The sequence below is a fragment of the Streptomyces sp. NPDC044571 genome, assembly GCF_040647115.1.
Taxonomy (GTDB): domain Bacteria; phylum Actinomycetota; class Actinomycetes; order Streptomycetales; family Streptomycetaceae; genus Streptomyces.
In genome coordinates, this window is sequence record NZ_JBEZBN010000038.1 from 1 (window position 1) to 22,196 (window position 22,196).

19 protein-coding genes and 1 tRNA gene are annotated in these 22,196 nt (G+C 69.2%); 9 read left to right on the forward strand and 11 right to left on the reverse strand.

Features of this window, described 5'->3' with window-relative positions; translation table 11 throughout:
- Nucleotides 1-992 precede the first annotated feature (992 nt).
- The 4 genes from AB0B01_RS20740 to AB0B01_RS20755 all read left to right on the forward strand — a co-directional run bounded on the left by AB0B01_RS20740 (nucleotide 993) and on the right by AB0B01_RS20755 (nucleotide 6,920).
- On the forward strand, nucleotides 993-1,304 hold the full coding sequence (locus AB0B01_RS20740) for a chorismate mutase (RefSeq protein ID WP_356848987.1): 312 nt from the start codon (nucleotides 993-995) through the stop codon (nucleotides 1,302-1,304).
- Between the two features lie 81 nt (nucleotides 1,305-1,385).
- Nucleotides 1,386-3,890: an aminopeptidase N gene (pepN, locus tag AB0B01_RS20745; protein WP_361720880.1), complete on the forward strand. Its 2,505-nt coding sequence runs from the start codon at nucleotides 1,386-1,388 to the stop codon at nucleotides 3,888-3,890.
- Between the two features lie 211 nt (nucleotides 3,891-4,101).
- Nucleotides 4,102-5,514, forward strand: coding sequence for an aminotransferase class V-fold PLP-dependent enzyme (locus AB0B01_RS20750; protein WP_361720883.1), 1,413 nt, complete (start codon nucleotides 4,102-4,104; stop codon nucleotides 5,512-5,514).
- Nucleotides 5,511-6,920: a SidA/IucD/PvdA family monooxygenase gene (locus AB0B01_RS20755; protein WP_361720886.1), complete on the forward strand. Its 1,410-nt coding sequence runs from the start codon at nucleotides 5,511-5,513 to the stop codon at nucleotides 6,918-6,920. Before AB0B01_RS20750 ends, AB0B01_RS20755 begins: the two co-directional genes overlap by 4 nt.
- A gap of 88 nt (nucleotides 6,921-7,008) precedes the next feature.
- Here AB0B01_RS20755 and AB0B01_RS20760 read toward each other — a convergent pair whose 3' ends face one another.
- Complete coding sequence (locus AB0B01_RS20760; protein WP_361720889.1) at nucleotides 7,009-7,716, reverse strand: hypothetical protein; 708 nt, start codon at nucleotides 7,714-7,716, stop codon at nucleotides 7,009-7,011.
- Nucleotides 7,717-7,998: 282 nt separating this feature from the next.
- The gene (locus tag AB0B01_RS20765; RefSeq protein ID WP_361720892.1) at nucleotides 7,999-9,813 is read right to left on the reverse strand and encodes a 5'-nucleotidase C-terminal domain-containing protein; all 1,815 of its coding nucleotides are present in this window, start codon (nucleotides 9,811-9,813) and stop codon (nucleotides 7,999-8,001) included.
- 128 nt (nucleotides 9,814-9,941) lie between these two features.
- On the opposite strand from AB0B01_RS20765, the gene AB0B01_RS20770 reads away from it, so the two are divergent.
- From AB0B01_RS20770 to AB0B01_RS20780, 3 genes are all read left to right on the forward strand, one after another.
- Nucleotides 9,942-10,643 carry an SIMPL domain-containing protein gene (locus AB0B01_RS20770; RefSeq protein WP_361720895.1) on the forward strand — a complete coding sequence of 234 codons (702 nt, stop codon included), beginning with the start codon at nucleotides 9,942-9,944 and terminating at the stop codon, nucleotides 10,641-10,643.
- 133 nt (nucleotides 10,644-10,776) lie between these two features.
- Nucleotides 10,777-12,204 (forward strand): pyruvate kinase, encoded by a 1,428-nt coding sequence (gene pyk, locus AB0B01_RS20775; protein WP_361720898.1) that lies wholly within the window; start codon nucleotides 10,777-10,779, stop codon nucleotides 12,202-12,204.
- A 91-nt stretch (nucleotides 12,205-12,295) separates the two neighbouring features.
- Nucleotides 12,296-12,754 (forward strand): MarR family transcriptional regulator, encoded by a 459-nt coding sequence (locus tag AB0B01_RS20780; RefSeq protein WP_361720901.1) that lies wholly within the window; start codon nucleotides 12,296-12,298, stop codon nucleotides 12,752-12,754.
- An 89-nt stretch (nucleotides 12,755-12,843) separates the two neighbouring features.
- Here AB0B01_RS20780 and AB0B01_RS20785 read toward each other — a convergent pair whose 3' ends face one another.
- Together AB0B01_RS20785 and AB0B01_RS20790 are read right to left on the reverse strand one after the other, a co-directional pair.
- Nucleotides 12,844-13,155: a transposase gene (locus tag AB0B01_RS20785; protein WP_361720904.1), complete on the reverse strand. Its 312-nt coding sequence runs from the start codon at nucleotides 13,153-13,155 to the stop codon at nucleotides 12,844-12,846.
- A 204-nt stretch (nucleotides 13,156-13,359) separates the two neighbouring features.
- A complete protein-coding gene (locus tag AB0B01_RS20790; protein ID WP_361720907.1) occupies nucleotides 13,360-14,091 on the reverse strand; it encodes an SDR family oxidoreductase in 732 nt (243 codons plus the stop codon).
- 95 nt (nucleotides 14,092-14,186) lie between these two features.
- On the opposite strand from AB0B01_RS20790, the gene AB0B01_RS20795 reads away from it, so the two are divergent.
- Nucleotides 14,187-15,038, forward strand: coding sequence for a LysR family transcriptional regulator (locus tag AB0B01_RS20795; RefSeq protein ID WP_361720910.1), 852 nt, complete (start codon nucleotides 14,187-14,189; stop codon nucleotides 15,036-15,038).
- 156 nt (nucleotides 15,039-15,194) lie between these two features.
- On the opposite strand, the gene AB0B01_RS20800 is transcribed toward AB0B01_RS20795, so the two are convergent.
- From AB0B01_RS20800 to AB0B01_RS20810, 3 genes are all read right to left on the reverse strand, one after another.
- Nucleotides 15,195-15,743, reverse strand: a complete 549-nt coding sequence (locus AB0B01_RS20800) for an RICIN domain-containing protein (protein ID WP_361720913.1) — start codon at nucleotides 15,741-15,743, stop codon at nucleotides 15,195-15,197.
- Between the two features lie 139 nt (nucleotides 15,744-15,882).
- Nucleotides 15,883-16,662, reverse strand: coding sequence for a helix-turn-helix domain-containing protein (locus tag AB0B01_RS20805; RefSeq protein WP_361720916.1), 780 nt, complete (start codon nucleotides 16,660-16,662; stop codon nucleotides 15,883-15,885).
- Nucleotides 16,663-16,757: 95 nt separating this feature from the next.
- A tRNA-Leu gene (locus AB0B01_RS20810) sits at nucleotides 16,758-16,830 on the reverse strand.
- Between the two features lie 99 nt (nucleotides 16,831-16,929).
- On the opposite strand from AB0B01_RS20810, the gene AB0B01_RS20815 reads away from it, so the two are divergent.
- A complete protein-coding gene (locus tag AB0B01_RS20815; protein WP_361720919.1) occupies nucleotides 16,930-17,580 on the forward strand; it encodes a response regulator in 651 nt (216 codons plus the stop codon).
- A gap of 74 nt (nucleotides 17,581-17,654) precedes the next feature.
- On the opposite strand, the gene AB0B01_RS20820 is transcribed toward AB0B01_RS20815, so the two are convergent.
- Genes AB0B01_RS20820 through AB0B01_RS20835 form a run of 4 tightly spaced genes read right to left on the reverse strand, consistent with a single transcriptional unit; the run spans nucleotide 17,655 to nucleotide 22,103 of the window.
- Complete coding sequence (locus AB0B01_RS20820; protein WP_361720922.1) at nucleotides 17,655-18,371, reverse strand: ABC transporter ATP-binding protein; 717 nt, start codon at nucleotides 18,369-18,371, stop codon at nucleotides 17,655-17,657.
- A complete protein-coding gene (locus AB0B01_RS20825; RefSeq protein WP_361721031.1) occupies nucleotides 18,368-19,435 on the reverse strand; it encodes an ABC transporter ATP-binding protein in 1,068 nt (355 codons plus the stop codon). Before AB0B01_RS20825 ends, AB0B01_RS20820 begins: the two co-directional genes overlap by 4 nt.
- Before the next feature lie 5 nt (nucleotides 19,436-19,440).
- A complete protein-coding gene (locus AB0B01_RS20830) occupies nucleotides 19,441-21,165 on the reverse strand; it encodes a branched-chain amino acid ABC transporter permease (protein WP_361720925.1) in 1,725 nt (574 codons plus the stop codon).
- A gap of 5 nt (nucleotides 21,166-21,170) precedes the next feature.
- On the reverse strand, nucleotides 21,171-22,103 hold the full coding sequence (locus tag AB0B01_RS20835) for a branched-chain amino acid ABC transporter permease (protein WP_361720928.1): 933 nt from the start codon (nucleotides 22,101-22,103) through the stop codon (nucleotides 21,171-21,173).
- Between the last annotated feature and the right edge of the window lie 93 nt (nucleotides 22,104-22,196).

Sequence of the window (22,196 nt, forward strand, 5' to 3'; positions counted from 1 at the left end):
CGCGCCCCCCGAGACGACGCCTCGTGCCCCCAGAGGCTGAGAGGCCGTCACCGTACGGCCCGCGTCCTGCGCACCCCACACCTCCTCCGGCGGGTTCGTCCGACGTCGACGCGCCCCCCGAGACGACGCCTCGTGCCCCCAGAGGCTGAGAGGCCGTCACCGTACGGCCCGCGTCCTGCGCACCCCACACCTCCTCCGGCGGGTCCGTCCGACGTCGACGCGCCCCCCGAGACGACGCCTCATGACCCTGGAGGCTGAGAGCCGTCACCGTACGGGCCCGCGCCCTGCGCGCCACCGCCCCCCGAGGCCCCCTCTTCTCGCAGGTCCCCATCCCCGGCCCGGCCGCACCCCCGCTGACGGGGCCGGTCCGGGCAGGGGCCTTCCAGCCCCGGAAGCCCCCGCCGAATGCGCGCCGGTGGCGGGGGTGCGGTCGGGCCGGACGCCTGCCCGTCTCTGGGCGGGGCCGGTAGCACCGGTGACCGGGCTGTCTGCCTCCGTCCCTTCAGGGTGAGGGGGGCAGGGCACTGCCCGCCTGCCCGGACCGGACCCGGAAGCGGGGGCGCGGCCGGGCAGGGGTGGGGACCTGCGAGAAGAGGGGGCCTCGCGGCCCGGGGGCGGTCCGGGTAGGCCGGTGCCGTTCCGACTCGACCCGGCCGGGCCGGGCCGGGGGTGGGGACCTGCGAGTAGAGGGGGCTCACGGCCCGGTCGTGGTGCGGGTGGGCCGGTGCCGTCGTGACTTGCCCTGGCCGGGCCGGGGGTGGGGGCCTGCGTGTAGAGGGGGCTCACGGCCGGGTGGTGGTGCGGGCAGGCCGGTGCCCTCGTGACTCGCCCTGGCGGAGCCGGGGGTGGGGCCCTGCGGAAGAGGGGGCTGGGGCCGGTGGTGGTGTCGGGCAGGCCGGTGCCGTCCTGACTCGATCCGGCCGGGCGACGGGCCGTCTCAGCAGGCGAGGACGATGCGGAGCCGCTGCACGCGCCACGTATTCTCGTGGACCATGAACACCACCGAACCCGACGACAACGTCACGGCCGAGCTGGCACGCCTGCGGGACAGCATCGACAACATCGACGCCGCCGTGGTCCACATGCTCGCCGAGCGCTTCAAGTGCACCCAGCAGGTCGGCCACCTCAAGGCCAGGCACCAGCTCCCCCCGGCCGACCCGGCCCGCGAGGCCAGCCAGATCGCCCGGCTCCGCCAGCTCGCCGAGAACGCCAAACTCGACCCCGCCTTCGCCGAGAAGCTCCTCAACTTCATCATCGCCGAGGTCATCCGCCACCACGAGACGATCGCCGCGGCCGAGGAATAGGCGAAACGCCGGCCAGAACCACAGCGCAGGCCAGGTACACGCGGCTGCACCCGCACCCGGCCCGTCGGGCAGCATGGGCCCATGTCCGCACTGACGCGCAACGAAGCGCAGCACCGAGCCCAGCTCCTCGACGTCCAGCACTACACCGTCACCCTCGACCTCACCGGCGACGGCGACACCTTCGACTCCACCACCGTCATCCGGTTCGCGACCCGAACCGACGCCGACACCTTCGTGGAGCTCAAACCGGACGAGCTGCGCTCCGCCGAACTCGACGGCCACCCCCTCGACCCGGCCGCCCTCACCGGCAACCGCCTCCCGCTCATCGGACTGACCGCAGGCCCCCACGAACTGCGCCTCGACACCCGCATGCGCTACTCCCGCACCGGCGAGGGCCTGCACCGCTTCACCGACCCCGCCGACGGCGAGACGTACGTCTACACCCAGATGTTCCTCGGCGACATCCAGCGGGTCTTCCCGGCCTTCGACCAGCCCGACCTCAAGGCCGTCTTCGAGTTCGCCGTCACCGCCCCCGCCCACTGGACCGTCCTCGCCAACGGCACCACCGAACGCGTCGGCACCCGCGACGGCGACGGCGCCGGCATCTGGAAGTCCGCCCCCACCCCCCTCATCTCCACCTACCTCGCCGCCCTCGCCGCCGGCCCCTGGCACAGCGTGCGCACCGAACACGCCGGCCTCCCCTTCGGCATCCACTGCCGCCAGTCCCTCGCCCCCCACCTCGACGCCGACGCCGAGGAAATCCTCACCGTCACCACCGCCTGCTACGACCGTTACCACGAGAAGTTCTCCGAGCCCTACCCCTTCGACTCCTACGACCAGGCCTTCGTCCCCGAGTTCAACGCGGGCGCCATGGAAAACCCCGGCCTGGTCACCTTCCGCGACGAATTCGTCTTCCGCTCCGCCGTCACCGACACCGAACGCCAGCGCCGCGCCATGGTCATCGCCCACGAAATGGCCCACATGTGGTTCGGCGACCTCGTCACCCTGCGCTGGTGGGACGACATCTGGCTCAACGAGTCCTTCGCCGAATACATGGGCTACCAGACCCTCGTCGAAGCCACCCGCTTCACCGGCACCTGGACCGAATTCGGCATGGAGCGCAAGCCCTGGGGCTACGACGCCGACCAGCGGCCCTCCACCCACCCCGTCGCCCCCGACGCCGTCCCCGACACCGCGAGCGCCCTCCTCAACTTCGACGGCATCTCCTACGCCAAGGGCGCCTCCGCCCTGCGCCAACTCGTCGCCTGGCTCGGCGAGAAGGACTTCCTCGCCGGCATCAACACCCACTTCACCCGCCACAAATTCGCCAACGCCTCCCTCGCCGACTTCGTCGACTCCCTCGCCGCCCACACCGACCGCGACGTCCACGCCTGGGCCGACATCTGGCTGCGCACCACCGGCGCCGACACCCTCACCCCCCGCATCGAGGAAACCGCCGAAGGCCCCGCCGGCTGGACCCTCACCGTCGACCACCAGGGCACCCGCCCGCACACCATCGCCGCCGGCCTCTACGACCGCACCCCGGGCCAAGGCCTCGAACTGCGCGAACTCCTCGCCCTCGAAGTCCCCTCCGACGAGGTCATCTCCGTCAGCGGCCCCCGCCCCGCCCTCCTCGTCCTCAACGACGGAGACCTCACATACGCCAAGATCCGCCTCGACGCCACCTCCGTCGAAACCGCCCTCGCCGCCCTCGGCTCCCTCCCCGACCCCCTCACCCGTGCCGTCGTCTGGACCTCCCTGCGCGACATGGTCCGCGACGGTGAACTCGAACCCGAGACCTACCTCGCGACCGCCGCCGCCCACCTCCCCGCCGAGGACGACCTGGCCATCGTCCAAGGCGTACTGGCCTTCGCCCGCCACCAGATCACCGACGGCTACCTCACCCCCGAACACCGCACCGACGCCCTCGCCACCCTCACCGCCACCGCCCGCGCCCTCCTGCGCCGCACCGAGGACGGCACACGCCCCGGCCTGCGCCTCGCCGCCGTACGCGCCCTCATCGACAGCGCCACCCAGCCCGACACCATCGCCACCTGGCTCGCCGACGACACCGTCCCCGGCGGCCCCGACCTCGACCCCGAGCTGCGCTGGCGCATCCTCGCCCGCCTCGCCGTCCTCGGCGCCATCGGCGAAGACGAGATCACCGCCGCCCTCGCCGCCGACCCCAGCGCCACCGGCGAGGAAGGCGCCGCCCACTGCCGCGCCGCCCTCCCCACCCCCGAAGCCAAAGCCGCCGCCTGGGAACGCCTCTTCCACGACGACTCCCTGTCCAACTACCTCTTCCGCGCCACCGCCCAAGGCTTCTGGCAGCCCGAACAGGCCGACCTCGTACGCGACTACGTACCGCGCTACTACCCCGAAGCCGTCTCCGTCAGCGCCCGCCGCGGCCCCGCCATCGCCGAAGCCGCAGGCCGCTGGGCCTTCCCCGGCCACGCCGTCGACGAGGACCACCTGAACACCGGACGCGCCTGCCTCGCCGAAGCCGACATCGTCCCCTCCCTGCGCCGCAAGCTCGTCGACCAGCTCGACGACCTCGCCCGCGCCCTGCGCATCCGCACCGCCTGACCCCGCACCACCGGACGCACCCGGCCCGCTCCACCGGCGGGCCGGGCCCCCCGCACGGCAAGAACCCCCCACGGACAAACCCCGGCGGTTACCCCATTCGGATCTGGTCGTTGTACCGGTCGGGCCCCCACTGTCACCGCAGCAGCGCCCACCGCCGGGCACCGCACGACGGGGCCGGCCCCCCAGCCGACCCGTTCCCGTGAGGACACCCATGACAGCGCCGCCGCCCGCACCCCTGCCCCCGCTCGCCGGCGGCACAGCCGGCGCCGACGCCCTGCGCCCCCTGATCGACACGGTCCTCGACGCCCTCCACACCGGAGCCCGCGCCCGCGGCGGCCCCCTCCCCGCCGGCGGCCCCGACACCGTCACCGCCCGCGTCACCGCCGCACTCGGCGACCTCCTGCCCGACCACGGCACCGGCGACCACGAAGCACTGCGCACCCTCGTCCACACCCTCGCCGCAGGCGCCGCCGACCCCGCCGACCCGCTCTGCGCAGCCCACCTCCACGGCCCGCCCCTCGCCGTCGCAGCCGCCGCGGACCTCGCCGCGAGCGCCCTCAATCCCTCCCTCGACTCCTGGGACCAGGCCCCCGCAGCCTCCGCCATCGAAGCCCTCGTCACCACCACACTCGCCGCCGAGTTCTACGACACCCCCCACCCCGACGCCCTCATCACCACCGGCGGCACCGAAGCCAACCAGCTCGCCCTCCTCCTCGCCCGCGAACGCCACGGCCCCACCCTCACCGTCCTGCACGGAACCAACGCCCACCACTCCATCCCCCGCGCCGCCTGGCTCCTCGGCCTGCCCCCCACCACCGCCCTGCCCACCCCCACCGGCACCCTCGACCCGGCCCGCCTCGCCGAAGCCCTCGACGCCACCCGCGGCCCCGTCCTCGTCACCGCCACCGCCGGCACCACCGACGCCGGACTCATCGACCCCCTCGAACCCCTCGCCGACCTCTGCACACACCACGGCGCCGACCTCCACATCGACGCCGCCTACGGCGGACTGCTCGCCCTCAGCCCCCGGCACCGCCCCGCCCTCACCGGCCTGCAACGCGCCCACTCGATCACCATCGACCTGCACAAACTCGGATGGCAGCCCGTCGCCGCCGGCCTCCTCGCCGTCCCCGACACCACCCTCCTCGCCCCCCTCGCCCACCAGGCCGACTACCTCAACGCCCCCGACGACACCGACGCAGGCCTGCCCGACCTCCTCGGCCGCTCCCTGCGCACCACCCGCCGCCCCGACGCCCTCAAGATCGCCACCACCCTGCGCTCACTCGGCCGCGACGGACTCGCCCACCTCATCGATCGCACCTGCGCACTCGCCCACCACCTCGCCCACCTCCTCGACGCACACCCCGGCTTCGAACTCCACGCACCACCCACCATCAGCACCGTCCTCTTCCGCCCCACCCCCGACACCACCGCCACCACCCCCGCCGACGACGACCACATCGCCGCCCTCCGCCGCACCCTCCTCCACACCGGCACCGCCGTCCTCGGCCGCGCCACCACCGACGGCCGCCTCTGGCTCAAGGCAACCCTCCTCAACCCCCACACCACCCCACAGGACCTGAACACCCTCGTCACCCTCCTGGAAGGCAGCACCCACCGATGACCGCCCAGCACGATGCACCCCACGACCTCGTCGGAATCGGCATCGGCCCCTCCAACCTCTCCCTCGCCGCCCTCGCCCACGGCCTCCCCCACCAAGGAGCCGGCGAACTCGCCACCGCCTTCTACGACCAGCGCCGCGACTTCCGCTGGCACCCAGGACTCCTCATCGAGGGCACCACCCTCCAAGTCCCCTACCTCGCCGACCTCGTCACCCTCGCCGACCCCTCCAGCCCCTGGAGCTTCCTCAACTACCTCAAGCACAAGGAACGGCTCTTCCCCTTCTACTTCGCCGAGCAGTTCCACATCCAGCGTGCCGAATACGACGCCTACTGCCGCTGGGTCGCCGGACGCCTCCCCGGCCTCCACTTCGGCCACCAGGTCGACGCCGTCCGCTGGAACCCTGAACGCGACCTCTTCGAAGTCGACTACACCCAACTCGACAACGACGGCGAAGCCGAAGCCCTCGGCCGCACCCACACCCGCAACCTCGCCCTCGGCATCGGCACCGCCCCCCACATCCCCGAACCCCTGCGCCCCCTCGTCGAAGCCCCCACCGTCCCCGTCATCCACTCCGCCGACTACCTCGACCACCGCGAACGCATCCTCGGCGCCGAACACGTCACCGTCATCGGATCAGGCCAGTCCGGAGCCGAAGTCTTCCTCGACCTGCTGCGCGCCCGCCCCGCCGGCCGCGAACGCCTCAGCTGGCTCGCCCGCACCCCCTCCTTCGCCCCCATGGAGTACTCCAAACTCGGCCTCGAACACTTCACCCCCGACTACACCCGGTACTTCCACTCCCTGCCCGAAGCCGTCCGCGACCAGCTCGTCCCCGCCCAATGGCAACTCCACAAGGGCATCGACGCCGCCACCATCGCCGCCATCCACGACGAGCTCTACCGCCGCACCCTCCACGGAGGCTGGCCCGACACCGTCCTCACCCCCGGGGTCAGCGTCCGCACCGCAGGCCGCGTCGCCACCACCAAAGTCGAACTGCACCTCGAACACACCCAGCAAGGTGCCCGCTCCCGCCTCACCACCGACGCCGTCGTCCTCGCCACCGGCTACAAGGAGCGCCCGCTCACCAGCCTCCTCGCCGGCCTCGACCCGTACCTGCGCAAGGACTCCTCCGGACGGCCCCGCATCGACGAACAGCACCGCATGATCCTCGACCCCAGCGTCAGCGGCAGCATCTTCGTACAGAACGGCGAACGCCACACCCACGGCGTCGGAGCCCCCGACCTCGGCCTCGCCGCCTGGCGCAGCGCCGGCATCCTCAACACCCTCACCGGCAAGGAGCCCTACCCCCTGCCCACCCGCACCGCGTTCACCACCTTCGGCCTCGACCAGCGCGAGCCCAGCCGCCCCCGGCCCACCGTCGCCCTGCGGCCCCTCGTCGACCACCCCTAGGACGCCGAAGGGCGGGCACCCTCACGGGTGCCCGCCCAGGAGCTGCTGCCGTCCACCTCGGGATCGGCCTCAGCCTTCCCCGCCGCGATCAGAACGGCAGCGGGAACGGCAGCGGGAACGGCAGCGGCGGCAGCGGAATCGGCAGCTTGGGAAGCGGCGGCAGCGGAATCGGCAGCTTGGGAAGCGGCGGCAGCGGAATCGGCAGCTTCGGGAGCGGCGGAACCGGCAGCGGCAGCTTGGGAAGCGGCGGAACCGGCAGCTTCGGCAGCGGCGGAACCGGCAGCGGCAGCTTCGGCAGCGGGAACTTGGGAAGCGGGAACTTGGGAAGCGGGATCGGCGGCTTGGGAACCGGGATCTTCGGGAACGGAACCGGGATCTTGGGGATCGGGAACTTCGGCGGGACCGGCAGCTTGGGCGGGACCGGGACCGGGATCTGGGGCGGTACGGGCGGGGGCAGCGGAATCGGGATCTTCGGCGGCACCGGACCCGGAGGCAGCGGCACCGGAAGCTTCGGCGGCACCGGACCCGGAGGCAGCGGCACGGGGATCTTCGGCGGCACCGGAAGCTTCGGCTTCGGCGACGGGGGATGCTTGCCGTTGCCCTTCTTCCGATTGTTGTTGTTCTTCCCCTTGTGATTCTTTCCGTCCTGCTTATGGCTGTCTTTAGCGCTGAAATTGCCGTTGACGACATTGGCCTGGCTGACCGCGGCAGTCGGGTCGGGCGGCGGCGTCGCGGCGAATGCGCCCGTGGGAAGGGCAGCGGCTCCGACCGCCAGGGCGGTCGTCGTCGTCAGCATCACGAAACGCCGGGTCAGGGGCTTCCTGGGCATGAAGGTCTCCTTGTGCGGGGATGGGGGAATTCACGGCTCCGACGCTGTGCCGGATGATGCCGACGAATTCCACGGACCGCTTCGGTCCGTGGAATCAGGTAACCCCAGACCGACCAGCCAAGACATGTCCCTGTATTTCGGGGCTTGACAATACGGCGCAGCGCGCCCACCCTGCCCCCCGCAGCAAAAAGGGCCCGGTCCAGTGGACCGAGCCCTTTCACCCGAAAACGGGCACCACCTGCGAACCGACTAGAACACCGGCACACCGGCCCGCGTCAGCCGCCAGTCCACCGAAGCGAACTGCGCCGGATCGATCGTCCCCTTCGCCTTCACCCACTGGATGATCGTGTTACGGATCTCCTCCGAGTTCGACCACAGCTGCTTCGCCTGCGGCACATGCGGGAAGTTCCCCCCACCCGAAGCCCGGTAATTGTTCACCGCCAGCACGAACTGCGCCGCCGGGTCCACCGCCTTCCCCTGGAAGGACAGACCCGAGATCCGCGAACCGACCGGCTGCGCGACATCGATCTCGTACGCAAGGCCGTAGACCGCGTCATAGTTGTAATCCGGCGTACCCTCCGCATTCGTCAGCTTCGCCGGATCCACCACCTCACCCGGAGCCGTCCGCACGTAGTACCGCGCCGAGAACTCCAGGTAATCCTTCAACTGCGCACCCGTCAGCAGACGCGCCTCCATCGTGTTCTCGAACGGGTACAGACCTGCCGCATCCTTGATCGTCACCTGGCCCGCCGGGATCGACGCCGTCCGCGAGAAACACGACGCCTGCGACAGCACCGGCAGCGCCGCCCACTCCGTCCCGGCCAGCGCCCCCTTCACCGTCTCCGCCTGCACGTGGTTGATCAGATCGATGATCGGCACGTCCTTGACCGGGCCCTCCGCCGAAGACATCGCCTGCACCGACGTCCCGATCACCTGGTTGACGTAGGCCACCACCTTGCGGTGCTCGTCCGACAGCAACGACACGATCTTCGGATCCTCGGCCGCCGTATTCGAGTTCAGCACCCTCGCCGACACCTTCGCCACCGACCAGCAGCCCTTCGACCACGTCAGCTCGAAGTCGAACAGCGTCAGACGCTGCCCCCACTTCAGCGGCTCCGACAACACCACGTCCTTGCCGGTCGCCTTGTTCTTCACCCGGTACTCCGGGATCTCCGTGTGCGCATGCCCCACCAGGACCGCGTCGATCCCCGGAACCTGCTCCGCCACCAAAGCCGCCGCATTCTCGACGTACGGCAGCTGGTCCCCGTAACTCGACGTACCGCTCGAACCCGAATGCGCCGACACGATCACCACGTCCGCACCCATCGAGCGCAGCTTCGGCACGTACTTCGCCGCCTGCTCCTCAAGACCGGGGAACGTCATCTTCCCCTGCACGTTCGCCTTGTCCCAGATCGCGATCCCCGGGTTCGTCAGCCCCAGCACCGCCACCTTCACATCACGGCCGTGCGGAGTCCGCAGCCGGTGCATGCTGTACGGAGGAAACGCCGGCCGGAGCGTCTTCGCATCCAGCGCGTTCGCCCCCAGCAGCGGAAAATCACACTGCTCCTCGAACTTGCGCAGCACCGGGATCCCGTAATTGAACTCGTGATTGCCCAACGCCGCAGCGTCATAGCCGATCGCATTCATCGCCTGCGCCATCGGGTGCACCGGCCCACGCCGCGCCGTGATCGGATCGACCTTCGCGTAGTAGTACGACAACTGCGTGCCCTGGATGGTGTCACCCGCATCGATCAGCAGCGTGTTGCGCCGCCCCTTCTCCGCGCGGACCTGGTTCACCAACGTGGAGATCTTCGCCAGACCCACGTCGTTGTGCGCCTTGTCGTCGAACTCCTTGTCCGTGAAGTAGTCCCAGTTGAAGACATTCCCGTGCAGATCGGTCGTCCCCATCACCGTGAACGAGTACGTCCGCGGCGAAGCAGCCGCCGAAGCCGCCGCCGAACCGGCCTCGGCCGCGGCGGCCGGGGAGCTCGTGGCCCCCGCCAGCGCCACAGCCGCACCCGTTGCAGCCGAAGTACCCAAGAACGTCCTGCGGTCGAACGCCATGCCATCTCCCCTTTTGAGGCGTGAACAACGCGCGTAGATTCTGACCGATCGGTAACAAGCAGCAACACCCCCACAAGGTTTCGATCCGATGACCACACCCCCGCACACCACAGTGCGACAGTGAAACCATGACCCAGGACGCATCGCACCAGCCCTACGGCACCCCCGAAGTACCCCGCGTCGCCGTCCGCGGCGAAGCCCGCCTCGAAGTCGACCCCGAGATCGCCCGCATCGGCATCACCGTCAGCGCCCGCGGCACCGACCGACGTACCGCCCTCGACGACCTCACCCGCCGCAACAACACCGTCCTCGACCTCGTCAAGAGCTACGGCGACCCCGTCGAGAAACTCGAAACCGGCGCCTTCTCCATCACCCCCGAACTCACCCGCCACGGACGGGCCGAACGCATCCGCGCCTACCACGGCCGCGTCCACATCACCGCCGAACTCAACGACTTCACCGCCCTCGGCGAACTCACCACCCGCCTCGCCGACCTCGAACTCACCAGCATCGACGGCCCCTGGTGGGCCCTGCGCCCCACCTCACCCGCCCACGGCGAAGCCCGCCGCCAAGCCGTACTCGAAGCCGTCCAACGCGCACGCGAATACGCCGCCGCCCTCGGCGCCCGCCTCGCCGCCCTCGTCGAACTCGCCGACCTCGGCGCCGAGAACGCCGCCCCCTTCAATGCCGCCCCCGCCGGCGTCATGCGCTCCATGGCCTACGGCGGAACCGACGAAACCACCGCACCGCCCCTCGACCTCGAACCCCAGCGCCAGACCGTCTACGCCCAGGTGAACGCCCGCTTCACCATGACCCCGCCCGAGCTCTGAGACACCGCAGGGGGTGCTCATCAGAGCACCCCCACGCACATTCAACAATTGTCAACAAGCTTTTGCCCAAAGGTTGTTGAGCGGACACCCGGAACCAATTTCCTACTGCCTGGTAGGGGCATACGCTCGCCCCATGCGACGAGCAAAAATCGTATGTACCCTCGGCCCCGCCACCGACTCATACGACCAGATCAAAGCCCTGGTCGAAGCCGGAATGGACATCGCCCGCCTCAACCTCAGCCACGGCACCTACGCCGAACACGAGGAGCGCTACCAGCGCGTACGCAAAGCCTCCGACGAAACCGGCCACAGCGTCGGCATCCTCGCCGACCTTCAAGGCCCGAAGATCCGCCTCGGCCGCTTCACCGAAGGCCCCGTACTCCTTGAACGCGGCGACCAATTCACCATCACCGTCGAAGACATCGAAGGCGACCGCCACACCTGCGGCACCACGTACAAAGGCCTCGCCGCCGACGTCACCACCGGCGAACGCATCCTCGTCGACGACGGCCGCGTCACCCTCCAGGTCACCAACGTCGACGGGCCCCGCGTCAACACCCTCGTCATCGAAGGGGGCATGGTCTCCGACCACAAGGGACTCAACCTCCCCGGCGTAGCCGTCTCCGTCCCCGCCCTCTCCGACAAGGACAAAGACGACCTCCGCTGGGCCCTGCGCACCGGCGCCGACGTCATCGCCCTCTCCTTCGTCCGCAGCGGCCACGACATCGAAGACGTCCACCGCATCATGGACGAAGAAGGCCGCCGCCTCCCCGTCATCGCCAAGATCGAAAAACCCCAAGCCGTCGACAACATCGACGACATCGTCGCCGCCTTCGACGGCATCATGGTCGCCCGCGGCGACCTCGGCGTCGAAATGCCCCTCGAACACGTCCCCATCGTCCAAAAGCGCGCCGTCAAACTCGCCAAACGCAACGCCAAACCCGTCATCGTCGCCACCCAAATGCTCGACTCGATGATCGACAACTCCCGACCCACCCGCGCCGAAGCCTCCGACGTCGCCAACGCCATCATCGACGGCACCGACGCCGTCATGCTCTCCGGCGAAACCAGCGTCGGCAAATACCCCGTAGACACCGTCAAAACCATGTCCCGCATCGTCGAAGCAGCCGAAGAAGACATCCTCGCCAAGGGCCTCCCCCCACTCACCGAACGCAGCAAACCCCGCACCCAAGGCGGAGCCGTCGCCCGCGCAGCCGCCGAAATGGGCGACTTCCTCGGCGCCAAATTCCTCGTCGCCTTCACCCAAAGCGGAGACACCGCCCGCCGACTCTCCCGCTACCGCTCACCCATCCCCCTCCTCGCCTTCACCCCCGACCCCGCCACCCGCTCCCAACTCAACCTCACCTGGGGCGTCGAAACCTTCCTCGGCCCCCACGTCGACTCCACCGACGCCATGGTCGCCCAAGTCGAAGAAGAACTCCTGCGCATCGGCCGCTGCCTCCCCGGCGACATCGTCGTCATCACCGCCGGCTCACCCCCCGGCGTCACCGGCTCCACCAACCTCGTCCGCGTCCACCACATCGGCGACGCCGTCCGCTGAACCACCCCACACACCGCGTCGGGCCCGTCCCACCCGACGCGGACCCCGGAACCTTGACCTCAACCAAACATGAGGTCCTACGCTCACCGGCATGACGATCAAGGAATACCCCCAGGCCCAACTCGCCGCCCAACCCATCGGCTACTGGGCCCGCGAAGCCGCCCACCTCGCCATCGGCGGCCTCCGCACCGCCCTCGCAGAAGAACACCTCACCCAACCCCACTGGTGGATCCTCACCCACATCGCCGCAGCCCCCGGCCACTGGCAACGCACCACCCTCACCGCAAAACTCGCCCCCTACGACGACCAGGACACCGACTTCCCCACCGTCTACGACGACCTCACCACCCGAGGCTGGCTCACCGAAACCAACGGCAGCCTCACCCTCACCCCCACAGGCGAAGCCGGCCGCCTCCGCGCCCACCACCGCAACGCCGAAGTCCACGCCCGCATGCGCCAGGGCATCGACGACACGGCCTACGCCGCAACCATCGACACCCTGCGCCACCTCGTCGCCAACCTCGGCGGCAACGGCGACCTTCCCGACTAGACGAATGATGCGAAGGGTTGGTGGTCATAGGCGGTCAGCGAGCGCATGACGGGCTGGCCGGTGTGGTTCGTTGTGCCAGATCGCGCTGGTCAGGGCGAGGATTCGAAGGTGCGGCCGTAGTAGTGCCGGTCGGCGATGAGGGTCTGTCCCGCGAGGGAGACTACGAGGTCGGGCTCGGCATGGAGCATGTCGAGCAGGGTCTGCCGTTCGTCGGCCTTCGCGCCGGTGAGCGTGAAGGCGACGGGCAGGCCGTGCAGAGTGCACACCAGGTGCAGGCGCAGGCCCCAGAAGTTGCGCAGGCGCCGGTTGTAGCCGGACTGTCCGGGCAGGTAGGGGAACAGGTGCCGCAGGTGGGCCTGGGCGTGGCGGATCCAGCGGCGTTCGGAGGTGAAGGTCTTCACGTAAGTGCGGTCGCGAGGGAGTCCAGGCCTGGCGTCACAACCGACCTTTGGACTCCCTCGCTTCATGTCATGCGCGCCAAAGCCGGTAGCGGTGCGGAGCGTTGCCCCGGGCACCGGAGCGTTGGCCGGGACAGCCACCACGGATCTGTTCGAGATGTGTGGGCGCAGCGGCATCAGCCTGGCGGGTGATGGCCGCCGTGCACATCACCAGGGCACTACGCCGGCGTCGTCGAAGAACTGTCCGGTGGGGCCGTCGTCGGGCAGGGTCGCGAGATTGATGGCGATCGCCGCGCCCTGTTCGGGGGTGCGCACGCCGCGGAAGCCGTTGAGGTCGGTGGCGACGTAGCCGGGGCAGCCGGCGTTGATCAGGATGTTCGTGCCGCTCAACTCCCGGGCGTACTGGAGGGTGACGGCGTTCAGGAACGTCTTCGACGGCGCGTACGCCACGGCCACCGGACCTGCCGTCTGCTCGGCGGCGGGCCCTGACTGTCGGGTGAGGGAGCCGACGCTGCTGGAGATGTTCACGATCCGTGGTGCGGCGGAGCGGCGCAACAGCGGCAGCATCGCGTTGGTGACGCGGATGACGCCGATCACGTTGGTGTCCACGACCGTGTGGATGGTGGCGGGGTCGATCCGGGAGGGCTCCTGTGGCATGTCGCCTGCGATGGCGGCGTTGTTGACGAGCACGTCAAGGCGTCCGGCCAGTTCGTCGATCAGCCGTGCGGCGGCGGTCGCGCTCGCGTCGTCGGTCACGTCCAGCGGTACGGCGAACGCGTCGATGCCGTCGGCGCGCAGTTTCTCCACCGCGGCGCTTCGGCGCTGGTCGTCGCGGGCGCCGACGCCGACGCTCCAGCCGAGGGTGCCCAGGCCTGCGGCGATCTCGTAGCCGATTCCCTTGTTCGCGCCGGTGACCAGCGCGATCGTCCGTTCAGTCATAGGGACGATGCTGCCTTCGGGCCTCGGCGGGGGTCCAAGACCGATCGGGTGCGCAACGATACCGGCAGGGTATTGATCCGAGATAGCGTGGCCGGATGGAGACCCGGGAACTGCGGTATTTCGTCGCTGTCGCTGAAGAGCTGCACTTCGGGCGTGCCGCGCAGCGGCTCGGGATCGCGCAGCCACCTTTGTCACGGGCGATCCAGCGGCTCGAACGCCGGCTCGGAGCAGTGCTGTTGGATCGGACCAGTCGCACTGTCACGCTGACCGAGGCCGGCTCGGTGCTGTTGGTCGAGGGCCGGGCGGCTCTCGACGCGGTCGAGGCCGCCGAGCGTCGGACCCGCCGCGCCGCCCTTTCCGTGACCGGCCGCCCTGGCCTGGTCCTGGTCACGAAGGCCAGCGCGTCCAGGGAACTGCTGGCGAGACTGCTCGACGCGTACGCCGCCGAACCCGGCGCGGTCCCCGTCGACGTCATCCTGTGCGGTCCGGCCGAGCAGGAACGACTCCTGCGCGAGGGCCGGGCCGACGTGGCACTGCTGCACCGGCCGTTCGACTCGACGGCCGGATTCCACACCGAAGAGCTCAGCACGGAGAGTCAGGTGGCGGTCCTGCCGGCCGGGCATCCGCTCACCGCCCGGGCCCATGTGCACATGGCCGAGATCACCGGCCTTCCGGGCCTGCCCCTCCCACGCTGGCCCCACCCCGACGGCACCTACCCGCCCGGCCCCGGCCCGCAGGTCCGCGACCATGCGCAGTTGTTGCAGCTCGTCGCGCTCGGCCGTGCCTGTGCGATCTCACCGAAGTCGTACCGAGCCCAACTGCACGGTGACCTCGCCGCGGTGCCCGTGCTGGACGCGCCGACAGTCACCACCGTGATCGCCTGGCCACCGCACAGCCGGTCCAGAGCCGTCGCCCACCTCATCCGGACTGCGACACGTCTCCAGTAGTCCCACCCGCCCGGGCAGGCTCCACCCATCGTGGCCCGGCTCAGGCGGCAGATCGCGGTGGGTGCACGCGGCTGGTGTCAGTCTGCGCGACCAAGTGACATCCATCTCGGCCACTCACACCTTCGCATCACTCATCTGGAACCCCACCCGCCGGGTTCAGCCCGCCAGCCGCAGCACCCAGCGACGCGACGCATCCCCGTCACAGTCGAACTGCACCAACTGCACGTTGTTGTCGGTCGAGCGGCCACCCGCCACCGTCATGCACTTGTCCGTCTGCAGGTTCACGAGCTGATACGAACTACCGTTCCAGTTGGTGACCCTCCAACGGCGTGAGGGATGCGAATCGCAGTCGAACTGCACCAGCACGACGTTGTTGTCCGTGGACGTACCACCAGCCACCGTCGCGCACTTACGGGTCTGCGCATTCACCACCTGGTACGACTCCCCGTCGAAGTTCACCAGGTTCCAACGCCGCGAGGGGTGCGTGTCGCAGCTGAACTGCAGCAGCTCGACGTTGTTGTCCCGGGACACCCCGCCGGCGAGCGTCGCGCACTTCCCGGTCTGCACATTCCGGATCTGGAAGGCCGCCCCCGAAATCGACGGCGCCGCACCGGCCGCGGAGGGAGCGGGCAGCAACAGCACACCCCCCGCCACGAGAACCGTCGATGCGATCAGAAGACGACGAGCCCGAGTGAGTGCGCGCATGGGGGTGCTCCTCTGCTGAGACTGCGAGGAAGGTGTCCGGGCCCTCGCCGCTACGGCGGACCGGTGGCGGGCGGTCAGGCCGGCGGCGGCCCCTTCCACTATCAAAGCCCCCGCCCATCCCCGCAACCGGTGGCTCCCGCTAGTACTTGGGTCCGATGTGGGTGTCCATGAGTGCGATGGACGCCTTGCGGGCCACGGACACGTTGTAGGGGTCGGCACCCCGCGCCAGGATCGTCCACTGGACCCCGACCTTGGTGAGCGTGTCCGTGCACAGCTTGCGGATGTCGTCGGACTTGTTGGTGAAGAAGTACCGCGGGTACTCGTAGCGCTTGCCGTTCCGCACGGTCCAGTTGGTGATCCGACACCCGTCGGAGTGGATGAGCCCCCGGACGAAGTCCCAGGGGTGAGCGTCGACGATGTCCTGTTGCCAGGCTTGGAGGACGATCGGCCGCTCGTGCTTCCGGCCCGGCCCGTGTTGCGGGAACATGCAGGTCCAGTGGTGCGAGTAGGACTTCACCTCCACGCACCCCTGCCTGTGGCGGCGGCTTACGCAGGGCAGCGCCATCACGCGGCGCATCGCTTCTTCGGCTGCGTCGACGAGGCCGGTCCATGCTGCGTCACAGAAGATGGACAGGTGGTGCTGTTTGTACTTGGAGATGATGTGGCCGTCGCCGAGGTAGAGGCCAAGGAGGTAGGCGTACGCGCGCTGGTCGAATTCCCGGCCCGTGCACTGCGGACAGTCGGTCGGCTGCGTGTAAGTCTCGCCCCGATGCCTCCGGTCCTCGTGCCGCCACCAGCCGACGGTGCCCCTGGGTATGCCGAAATGCTCGGCTACTGCTCGATTGCTCTCGCCCCGGCGCAGCAGTAGGACTGCTTGTTCGCGAATCGAAGGTTTGTGCTCCACGCTCGGGAGCTTCATCGCTATTCGTCCGGTTAGCCGCTATTCGAAGACACGTTCACCGAGACGAGTGAAGATCGCCAAACCGGTCGTCGCCCTTGAAATTGAAGGAGAAGTACCCCGGGTCGGATTCGAACCGACGCTGAATGGGTTTTGAATCCATCGCCTCTACCGCTGGGCTACCGGGGCTCCTTCGAAACGAAGGATACCGAAGACCCTCCGTGTCACAAACATACAGGAGCTAGGTAGGCTCGTGGGAGCTGAATCGCCTTGCAACAAGGAGCCTCCGTGACCGCCGAGCACGAGTCGACGCCCACGCCCGACGCCGACCAGTCGCACGTTCCGCCGCTGACGACCCGCGTCGTCATCGCCGAGGACGAGGCGCTCATCCGTCTCGACCTGAAGGAGATGCTCGAAGAAGAGGGCTACTCCGTGGTCGGCGAGGCCGGAGACGGCCAGGCCGCCGTGGAGCTGGCCCGGGAGCACCGGCCCGACCTGGTGATCCTCGATGTGAAGATGCCCGTCCTGGACGGGATCTCCGCGGCCGAGAAGATCGCGGAGGAGTCCATCGCCCCGGTGCTCATGCTCACCGCGTTCTCGCAGCGCGACCTGGTCGAGCGGGCCCGGGATGCCGGGGCCATGGCGTACCTCGTGAAGCCGTTCAGCAAGAGCGACGTCGTGCCGGCGATCGAGATGGCCGTGTCGCGCTTCGCGGAGCTGCGGGCGCTGGAGAAGGAGGTCGCCGACCTCTCGCAGCGGCTGGAGACGCGCAAGCTGGTGGACCGGGCGAAGAGCATCCTGCAGACGCAGTACGGGCTGACCGAGCCGGCTGCGTTCCGGTGGATCCAGAAGACCTCCATGGACCGTCGTATGTCCATGCAGCAGGTCGCCGAGGCGGTCATCGAGGACGCCGAGGAGAAGAAGAACGCCGCGCAGTAGCGGCAGGCGCGCATGCGTGAGGCCCGCCACCGGATCGGGTGGCGGGCCTCACGTGTGCGCGGGTGGCGGGGGTGTCAGTCCTCGCCGAGGTAGGCCTTGCGGACGTCCTCGTTGTGCAGGAGCTCCTGGCCCGTGCCGGAGAGGACGATCTTGCCGATCTCCATCACGTGGGCCTGGTCGGCCAGGGAGAGGGCGGCCTGGGCGTTCTGCTCGACGAGCAGGATCGTGGTGCCGGTCGCCTTGAGCTCGGCGATGGTGGCCATGATCTTCTGCATCATCAGCGGGGAGAGGCCCATGGAGGGCTCGTCCAGCATGAGCAGCTTGGGCTGGGACATGAGCGCGCGGCCCATGGCGAGCATCTGCTGCTCACCGCCCGAGAGGGTGCCGGCGGCCTGCTTGCGGCGTTCGCCCAGGATGGGGAACATCTCGTAGGCGCGCTGGATGTCCTTCTCGATGCCGTCCTTGTCGGTGCGCAGGAAGGCGCCGAGCTGGAGGTTTTCGGCGATCGTCAGCCGGGGGAAGATGTGGCGTCCCTCGGGGGAGTGGGCGAGGCCCAGGGAGACGATCTTGTGGGCGGGGACCTGCGCGAGCGGCTTGCCGTCGAAGGTGATGGTGCCGCCGGCGGGCTTGAGGAGCCCGGAGAGGGTGCGCAGGGTGGTGGTCTTGCCGGCGCCGTTGGTGCCGACGAGGCAGACGATTTCTCCTTCGTTGACTTCGAAGGAGATGCCCTTGACGGCTTCGATCTTGCCGTAGGCGACCTTGAGGTCTTCGACCTTGAGCAGTGCGGTCATTTGGCCTCTCCGTCCTTGCTGGTGGTGCTGGTGGTGCTGTCCGCGTCGGGGGCGGCCTCGGCGTCCGGGGCGGCGTCCGCGGCGGGGGCGTCGGCGTCGGCGTCGGCCTCGGCGTCGGCCTCGGCGTCAGCCTCAGCCGAGGCGTCAGTCTCCGGCTCCGGGTCCGCAGCGGTGGCGGTGTCCGCCTCCGCCGTGGCGGCTGCCGCGTGCTCCTCGGCCGCTTCGACTTCGGCGGCTTCGGCTGCGCCGGGGTCGCCTTCGAAGGGTTCGCCGAGGTAGGCGGCGATGACGCGCTCGTCGCCCTGGACTTCGGCGGCGGTGCCTTCGATGAGCTTTTCGCCCTGGACGAGGCAGGCGACGCGGTCGCACAGGTTGAAGATGAAGCGCATGTCGTGCTCGATGACGAGGACGGCGATGCCCATGTCGCGGATGGCGAAGATGAGTTCTTCGGCAGCGCGGGTTTCCTGGGGGTTCATGCCGGCGGTGGGCTCGTCGAGGAGCAGGAGGCCGGGGTCGCTGGCGAGGGCGCGGGCGATTTCGAGCTTGCGCTGTTCGCCGTAGGGGAGGTTCTTCGCCAGGTGCTGGGCTTTGTGCTCCAGGCCGATGAACTCCAGGAGTTCCATGGCGCGGGCTTCGCTGGCGGCTTCGGCCTTCTTGAAGCCGGGGCCGCGCAGGAGGGCCGACCAGAGGCCTTCCTTGGTGCGGGTGTGGCGTCCGACGAGGACGTTCTCCAGGACGGTCATGTTGGAGAAGAGCCGGATGTTCTGGAAGGTGCGGGCGATGCCGGCCTTGGTGACGAGGTGGGGCTTGGGCGGCAGGACCGTGCCCTTGTAGCTGACGGTTCCCTCGGTGGGGATGTACAGCCCGGTGAGGCAGTTGAAGAAGGTGGTCTTGCCGGCGCCGTTGGGGCCGATGAGGCCGACGATCTCGCCTGCGTTGACCTTGAGGTCGACGGAGCGGACGGCGGTGAGGCCGCCGAAGCGCATGGTGACGCCGCTGGCTTCGAGGACGGTCTCGCCGGCCGGGGTGGCGGCGGGGGTGGTGGTGTCGGTGGTGGTCGTCATGGTGTTCACGCACCAGCCTTGGCGGTGGCCAGGTCCGTGGGGGCCTGGTCAGCGGTGTCGTCGTGGTACTCCAGCTGCGCGCGCTTGTTGGCGATGAGGCCTTCGGGGCGGAAGCGCATGAGGATGATGAGGGCGATGCCGAAGCCGAGGAGCTGGTAGTCCTGGAGGAAGGACAGCTTGGCCGGGATCAGGAAGAGGAGTGCGGCGCCGAGGATGGGGCCGCGGATGGTTCCCATGCCGCCGAGGATGACGGCGGCGAGGAGGAATGCGGAGTTCGGGGGCACGGGGCCGGCGAACTGGTACATCTCGGGGACCACGGTGTGCTGGACGTGGGCCTGCACGGTGCCGGCGAGGCCGGCGAGGGTGGCGCCGAGGGCGAAGGCGATGAGCTTGACGCGGAAGCCGTTGATGCCCATGGCGGTGGCGGCGGTTTCGTCTTCGCGGATGGCGACCCAGGCGCGGCCGATGCGGCTGCTGCCTGCGCGGCTGAAGACGACGACCACGAGGACCATCGCGAGCAGCATGAGCAGGTAGTAGTTGGCGTAGGCGCCGAGTTCGATGCCGGCGACGGTGTGGGCTTCGCCGAAGTTCCAGCCGAAGAGTTCGAGGTCGGGGATGTTGGTGATGCCGTTGGGGCCGTTGGTGATCTTGGGGCCGGAGACGCCGTCGAGGTTGCCCATGGCGATGCGGAAGATTTCTCCGAAGCCGAGGGTGACGATGGCGAGGTAGTCGCCGCGCAGGCGCAGGGTGGGTGCGCCGATGACGACGCCGAAGACCAGTGAGGCGAGTGCGCCGGTGAGGACTGCGGCCCAGAAGGGGAAGTGCACGTGGAAGGCGGAGGATGCGCTTCCGGAGACGAGGGCCGCGGTGTAGGCGCCGACGCCGAGGAAGGCGACGTAGCCGAGGTCGAGGAGGCCGGCGAGGCCGACGACGACGTTGAGGCCGAGGGCGACGGTCGCGAAGATCAGGATGTTGACCGCGATCAGCGTGTAGGTGTCGCCGCCCTGCTGGGTGAGGGGGAAGGCGATGGCTGCGACGAAGGCGGAGATGACCGTGATCTGGCGGTTGTTCGCGGTGATGTCGGTCAGGCGCTGGGTGAGCCCGGACTTCATGATCGCGAAGGAGGCGAACGCGACGAGGATGAGGTACGCGGTGAAGAGCTGCGGTTCCTTGTCGTCGGTGTCGATTCCGAAGGTGACCACGTAGAGGCCGACGGCGAAGACGGCGACGATGATCAGGATTTCGGCCCAGGAGGACAGCTTCTTGGCGGGGGCTGCCTTGCGGGTGTCGTCGGGGAGCTTGTACGCGGCGAGGGCCGGGATGAGGGCTCCGACGACGGCGACGTAGGCGCCGGGTTCGAGGTGGACGAATCCGCCGAGGACCCAGGCGATGGCGACGACCGTGTAGAGGGTGGTCGCGAAGGTGCCGAGGGCGAGGATCCACAGTGCCTTGCGCGCGCCGGCGGGGGTGAGCCAGCCGAGGCCCTTGATGCCGAGGGCGGAGAGTGCGTGCAGGGCGGTGAGGACGGCGCCGACCAGGGTGAGGAGCTGGAGCTGGGCGGGGTTGCCGTTGATGGTGAGGTTGCCGGGGAACTCGGTGGTCCAGGTCCAGGCGAGGAAGGTGCTGACGACGGCGAGGAGGCTGCCGCCGATGATCGCGTAGAGCAGTGCGGCGCGGGAGGGGGCGCTGCTGGCTTCGGCGTTCAGGGGGAGGGTGGCTTCGTTGGTCATGGTTCTCACGCCCTGTCCGCGACGCGCTGGCCGAGGAGGCCTTGTGGCCGTACGAGGAGGACGACGATGAGGAGTACGAAGGCCCAGACGTTGGACCAGGCTCCGCCGCCGAGCTGCTGCATGCCGGGGATGTCTTCGATGTAGGCGATCGAGAGGGCTTCGGCGAGGCCGAGGACGACGCCGCCGACCATGGCGCCGTAGATGTTGCCGATGCCGCCGAGGACGGCTGCGGTGAAGGCCTTGAGGCCGAGGATGAAGCCCATTTCGAAGTTGATCTGGCCCTTGTCGACGCCGTAGGCGACGGCGGCGACGGCGGCGAACGCGGCACCGATGGCGAAGGCCATGACGATGATGCGGTCGGTGTTGATGCCCATCAGCTTGGCGGTGTCGGGGTCCTGCGCGGTGGCCTGCATGGCGCGGCCGCTGCGGCTCTTCTGGACGAAGATGCCGAGGACGAGCATGCAGAGGGGCGCGAGGACCAGGACGAACGCGTCGGAGCGCTGGATGGAGAGGCTTGAGGTGATCTTGAAGGCTTCGCCGGTGAATTCGGGGAAGCTGACGGCCTTCTTGGCGTCGGGGTAGAAGCCCCAGACGAGCTGCTGAAGGACGATGGACAGGCCGATCGCGGTGATGAGGGGGGCGAGTCGGGGGGCGTTGCGGAGGGGGCGGTATGCGAACCGCTCCGCGGCGGTGGCGACGGCTACGGAGGCGATCGCGCCACCGATGATCATGAGCGGTATCGCCACCAGCAGGGAGGTTCCGCTCGGGAGAGCGGTGTAGGTGGTGACGGCGCCGAAGCCGCCGATCATGAAGATCTCGCCGTGGGCGAAGTTGATGAGCTGGACGATGCCGTAGACCATGGTGTACCCGATGGCGATGAGGCCGTAAAGGGCACCGAGGGCAAGGCCGTTGGCCAGCTGTTGCGGCAGTTCGTGCACCGCAGGGCCTCCGATGAGCGTGTCGGATATGACTCCGCGGGGGGGGGGGGGGTTTGGGCCGGGGCCGGGGGCGTGTCTTTGTTTTTATAAAAA